At 39.6% G+C, this 6,043-nt stretch carries 2 protein-coding genes; both read left to right on the forward strand.

What is annotated here, in order from left to right; all coding sequences use genetic code 11:
- On the forward strand, window positions 1–2,861 hold a 2,861-nt coding region (locus tag IPM06_20610), incomplete at its 5' end, for a hypothetical protein (GenBank protein MBK8772812.1).
- A 16-nt stretch (window positions 2,862–2,877) separates the two neighbouring features.
- Window positions 2,878–5,589: a DDE-type integrase/transposase/recombinase gene (locus IPM06_20615; protein ID MBK8772813.1), complete on the forward strand. Its 2,712-nt coding sequence runs from the start codon at window positions 2,878–2,880 to the stop codon at window positions 5,587–5,589.
- Window positions 5,590–6,043: the final 454 nt, after the last annotated feature.

Consider the following 6,043-nt stretch of genomic DNA (forward strand, 5'->3'; position numbering starts at 1 on the left):
TGTACAAAATAGTACATTTTCTTAAAAATAAAAAAGAAAACATGATCAACCAAGGCGACGAGTCGTTAGAAGATTCTGACGCCATCAACGCGGCCGAGCAGTCGCCCGCACCTTCGCCACCAGGGTCGCCTATCGCGATCGAAGATCTCCCACCCCCACAGGCGCCGAGAGCAAGCCCGGCACCCCCTCCTAGAGCCAGGGAGGGTGAGGGGATGGTGATCGCCCCTCCAGAAAGCCAGACGACAACGCTGGCACCCAAACCCGCCCACGGGCCAACGGGGCAGACCCAGAAGAGGCCTGCTGCCCAGGACCCCCAGGGCAGAAGAGATGAGAGGGTTCCAGAGAACCCAGAATTGGAAAGGCTCAGGGGGGCTTTAGCCCATGAGCAGGCCGAAGCGGCCAAAATGAAGGCCTTGTACAGGCAGGAGAAGGAGGAGAATAAGACCCTCCGAGATTTGAAGAGGGGGGAGACTTGGACAGACCAAGTCTCCCACAAGAACAGCCGCATAGTTATGCGGCTAACCACTGACATCGTCAACGACAAAGATAAGTTGGCGTTGTGGGTGAAACAAGTGGAGTCATTGATCTCCACTAGCTCCTCATCTTGGAAAGGGGTGTTGTGGAGCAGGGTGGAGGATGAAGACTCCAAGATGGCCCTCCACAACGTCACCACTTGGGAGCAGTTTAAAAAGAGGCTGGGTTATAACGTTGGAAAGGACGTTATAACCAGCCATCACAGAAAACTGGTAACCGAGTTAGGAAAACCTAACAAGGTTTTCCAATTTGAAAACGAGGCCATCAAATATTTTGATGGAGTCTGGAAGGACTTGGTTGAGCCTGTGCTCCCAAAAGAAGTCCCGAAGGACAACTTTCAGGCTACCACTAAAGGGGCCTTAGTGAAGGAGGTGTGGGATGCAGCGGTAGAAGAATGCCGCAAAACCGCAAAGGAGGCCATCATAAAAGACCTCTTTATGAGTTCTTGTGGTCCCACCTTCAGGCTATGGCGGGATGAAACTCCAGCCCTCACAGCTCCCTTGGAGCAAGTGGTGGAGTTCGTCAAGAACGCCAAGGGATCCACGGGAGAAATAGCTCCCATTTCATTCAAAAGGCCGTTTGAGGCCAAAGAAAAAGAGGGCAACAAAAAGCCCAAAATTGAAAGGAGCCAGGGGCCTCCAACCCAGCAACCCCTACCATCAAAGAACAAGCCGACAAATCCGGCAAGTTCAAAAGAAGGGACCAAACCCACAAAAAAGGACTATGTGCCCAAATGCTTCAATTGTGATCAGAGGGGGCACAAAGTAGAAGAATGTCCTAAAGAAAAGGACCAAAAGAGGATTGACCAAAATATTGCTTTGGTCAAGAAGAAGAAGGAGGAGAAGAAGCTCCAGAAGGCAACTGGAGCATCAAGTAAGTCAATTTTTGACTTAGGTGCGATGGAGGAAATTCCTCCATTGGACCAAAATAGAATTTTAATTAATCCAGAAAAACTGGAAAAAGATTTAATTTTTGAAAATGGTAAATTAAAAACAATTTTAACCATTTCTCAGAAAAGACATAAAGCTGATGCCAAGGCTTGGATTGATACTGGAGCAGCAGTATCATTGATTTCAAAGAAATTTATAAATAAAAACACTTTTAAATCCTCCATTTGTAATGATGTTTTCCTTAAAGGAATTGCGGGAGCATCAAAAGTTAATAAAACTTTTCAAGGAATAGTGTCTATTTGTAATATAGACATTATGGTATCTCTGCTAGTATCAGATACCAATTTATTAAAAGATATAGATGTCCTAATAGGAATGGACATTTTAGGTGAGAAGTTGGGTTTAAATATACCCATCAAAGAAACACCTACCTTGTTTATTGTGCCAGCCACAGTACAAACTGGCCTAAGCACTCTGACTGAAGTAAGATCGACTTCTTCGCCAAGGGGCCATACCGAAAAGGCAAGTGCAAGGGCTTTAGGTCGTAGGAAGAGGAATTTGGACCGAAGTAAGATCGAGGGTTACCCGATTGACCCCCATACCGAAAAAGTCCTCACCTCAACTGAAGACTCAGTTATCTATAGAAGGCAGGCACATAAGAAAGTAGTTAAGGCTAAAAATAAACTTAATAAAGTTAAGAAAGGCCCACGAAAGTGGGAAAGAAACCTAAGAAAGAAGAAAGCACAGGAAGTGCTTAAATCTTATGTACTACCTGAAGAGGATAGTACTATTTTAAGTTTTAAAAGAAACTTGCTTGATAGAATCTTTGATAGAATCAAAAGTACATGCCATAACCAGCATTGTAACTGTAAAGATATTGCAGCTATACATGTGCAAGCTGTAATAAACACTAAAGATCCCATTATAGGGATTGACTGGAAAGATCTTCCAGACAAAAAACAACAGTTTGTACCCCATGAGTTAAGTGAGGGTCAAAAACAACAGATTAATAATATTAAAGACAAATTCCCAAATGTTTTTCAGGAAAATGTCTCTTTTGGAAAGGCTAAAGTTGAACCTTTCGATTTAAAATTAGTAGAGGGAGGTCAGAAATACCTCCAAGATCATAAACAGAAAGCTTTCCCAGTTAGAGGTGAGATGTATAACCACCTCAGGGTAGCTATGAAAGAAATGCAAGAAGCAGAGGTAGGCAATTGGAACACAACAAGTGTTGAGTACGCCTCACCTAGCTTCTTTGCTAAACAAAAAAGAAAGAATAAGCTACGCATGTGTGTAGCTTATAATGAGTTAAATAAAGTTACAGTGGATGATGTTTATCCACTACCACTCATTGAAGTGGTTATTGAAACTCTTAAAGGTAAAAAGTACTTTACCTTAATAGATTTAAGATCAGGGTTGGCAGTGCCCTATAAGTGAATTTGCCAAAAGGTTTATGGATATGATCACTTCTTGTGGTATATTTCAATATGAAGTATTACCATTTGGTGTTAAGAATGCACCATTATATTTTCAAAGGACTATGAATAATGTCCTTAAAGAAGGTTTAGGAGAGTATTGTCTAGTATATATAGATGATATAGTAGTATTCTCCGATACATTTGAAGAACACATTGAACATTTAAATAAGGTTTTTCATATGTTAGATAAAGTTAACCTGAAAGTTAATATAGAAAAGTGTAACTTTGCACTTAAACAATTAAGGTTATTAGGAAAAGTAGTAAACGGTTTTGGAGTTACTACAGATCCAACATTAATAAAGGACATGGTAGAGTTTCCACGTCCAAAAACTGCCAGACAAGTTAAACAGTTTTTAGCCCTTTTGGGTTATTACAGACATTTTATAGAGGGCTTTCAATATAAAGCTGCACCTCTTTATAAGTTGACTCATGATGACACCAAGTGGGTGTGGGATGAAATTCATGAGAAAACTTTTATAGAATTAAAAAACCTAATGGTTTCAGCTCCAATCTTGATGCACCCAGATTGGACAAAAGAATTTCATATAGCCACAGATGCCAGTAAAATAGGCATTGGAGGCATTTTAAGTCAAGCGGATGAAAATAATAAATTACATCCTGTGGCTTATTTTAGTAAAGTTTTGACAACCACACAACAGAACTATAGTACAACTGAAAGAGAAATGTTGGCTTTAGTTGAAGCCACAAGAAAGTGGAAGTCATTTTTATTTAATAGAAGGTTTGAAGCCTTCACAGATCATCAACCCTTAACTGGGTTGTGGAGAAATAAAGATCCACATGGTCGTATGGCCAGATGGCAAATGGAATTAGCTCAATTCCAATTTAATTTAAAGTACCTAAAGGGTAAACTAAATGTAGGCCCAGACTTTTTGTCTAGGATAGAAGAAGACACCCCAATAGGTGCAATAGTAAAAGTACTTGCAAAAAGCAAGCAAGTCCATCATGTAGAGGAATTAGCAGCATTTGAATGTGATGCTTTACCTAGTGATGAAGAGTGGTTAGAATTACAAAGAAAAGAAAAACCACTTCTTTCCTTAATAAATTATTTGAAAAGTAAAATCCTTCCTGATAAAAAGGAAGAAGTAAAGAAAGTTTTAAACCATGCACACAACTTTGAGTTGGATGCTAATGGTATTTTAGTAAGGATAACTAAAGTAAATCCTTATGATTTAAACCCTAGAATCAGAAGGGTAGTTCCCAAATCCCTAAGACAAAAAGTTGTTAGTTTATACCATGACAATTTGTGGAGTGGTAGTCATATGGGAAGGGATAAAACTTATTTAAAACTGAAACAAAGGTTTTACTTTGAAAATATGTTTCAGTATGTGTGCCTTTATGTAAGCACATGTCCAACCTGTCAATCAATTAAAGAACCTCACCATAAAAGAATGGGAGATGCAGGTTTGGGTATTATTGAGACTTCAGGGCCATGGGATTTGGTTTGTATTGACCTATGGGGCCCAAGAGTAAGAAGTGTCAAAGGCAATAAATATTGTTTAACAGTAATAGACTCATTTACAAAATGGGCAACTGCAATCCCACTACCCAGTAAGAAAATGGAAGTGGTAGCAGAAGAATTAGTAAGCAGGGTTTTTGCTGATAAAGGCATGCCTGCTAGATTACACTCTGATAAAGGTACAGAGTTCACAAACAGGACGTTGAAGGAGGTGTGCAGTATGTTAGGGATACAGAAAACCTTCACCACTGCTTACCACCCACAAGGAAACGCCTATGTAGAGAGAATCCACAGGTTCTTTCGCCATGCTATAACCTCCTTTGTGAGGGAAGACCAAAGAAATTGGGATAGCTTATTGCCAGGCCTTTTAATGGCATACAATGATGCTGTTAACACCAGCACAGGGCTATCACCAAACGTAGCATTTTATGGGAGGGCTTTGAATCTTCCCATGGAGCTACCAAAAGCACCCACAAAAGAGTGGAATGTAATGCAATATCAAGAGAAGTTGCAATACAGTCTTGCAAAGGTGCAAGATCATATAGTACATCAAATTGATGTACGAAAGAATAAGAATTCAGCAAAAGGGAAGGTCCATTTAACCTTTAATAAAGGGGACCTGGTAGCCATGTGGCAACCAAAGAATGTAACCGGTTTAAGTAAGAAATTGATCCCTAGCTGGCAAGGTCCCTTAGAGGTTGTGCATTCCACTCACCAAGGAAGAGTGTACTACCTAAAGAATACAGATGGGAAGGAACTACCTTATCCCATTTCTGTCCTAAGGTTAACTAGGTGGGCTGACCGCCAAGAATTACAAGACCTTGAAGATAAAGAGATGACTGACAATCTCAGTCTAATATCTCTAAGTGAAGAGGAAGTAGGAGGATATAATGAATCCGAAAACCTTCAAAGTATAGAACAGGATGTAAGTAGTAAACCGATGGTTACTAAAGAACCTGTTAAGAAGAAGGATGTAACTCAAAAAAGGAGTGAACCTTTTTCAAGGAGACTTAGAACAAAACCTCTGAAAGGTGGGTTAAGAAAGAGGGTATCAAGTGAGGATCCACTTGATATTTATATACCTTCAAAGAAGGTAACATTGTCTCCTAGAGTAAAGAAGAAGTATAACCTCAGGCAGAGAACTGTGGCAAGCCTGGAGGTACATAAGATCTATTCAGAAGGATCTTTGGGGATTTTCTCCATGATCTAAGTGGGTTTTACTTCTTTACCCAATAAGTTAGTAGAGTTTTATTTTTCTCTACATAGAATAAGGAAGAGTTTAATTTTTCTCTTCAAGTAAGGTTTTATATTTTTCCTTACACATGGTTTCAAGGGACGAAACCACTTAAGAAGGGGGTGATGTAATAGGGAAGTTCAAACCTCTAAAAAGTGAACATCCCATTTACATATTTAGAAGAAATCTCATTGAAAATTCAAGGAGTTTTTCATTGAGAATTCCCAATTCCGATAGGCCCGGATAGGGAGCAGGTTTATTTAAATATATTTTTGGAAAACCTGTTTATTTTTCATTCAAGTTATAAACCAACAAGAAGTCACCACCTATCAAGAACTAGCTCCAACGAGTAGTTAAATAAAAAAGGTTTAAATTTTAAAAGTTTTATTTATTTTATTGTTTGGGCCCTGACATGGTGCCTCACCCCACG

It is taken from the genome of Hyphomicrobiales bacterium (assembly GCA_016710435.1).
GTDB lineage: Bacteria > Pseudomonadota > Alphaproteobacteria > Rhizobiales > Aestuariivirgaceae > Aestuariivirga.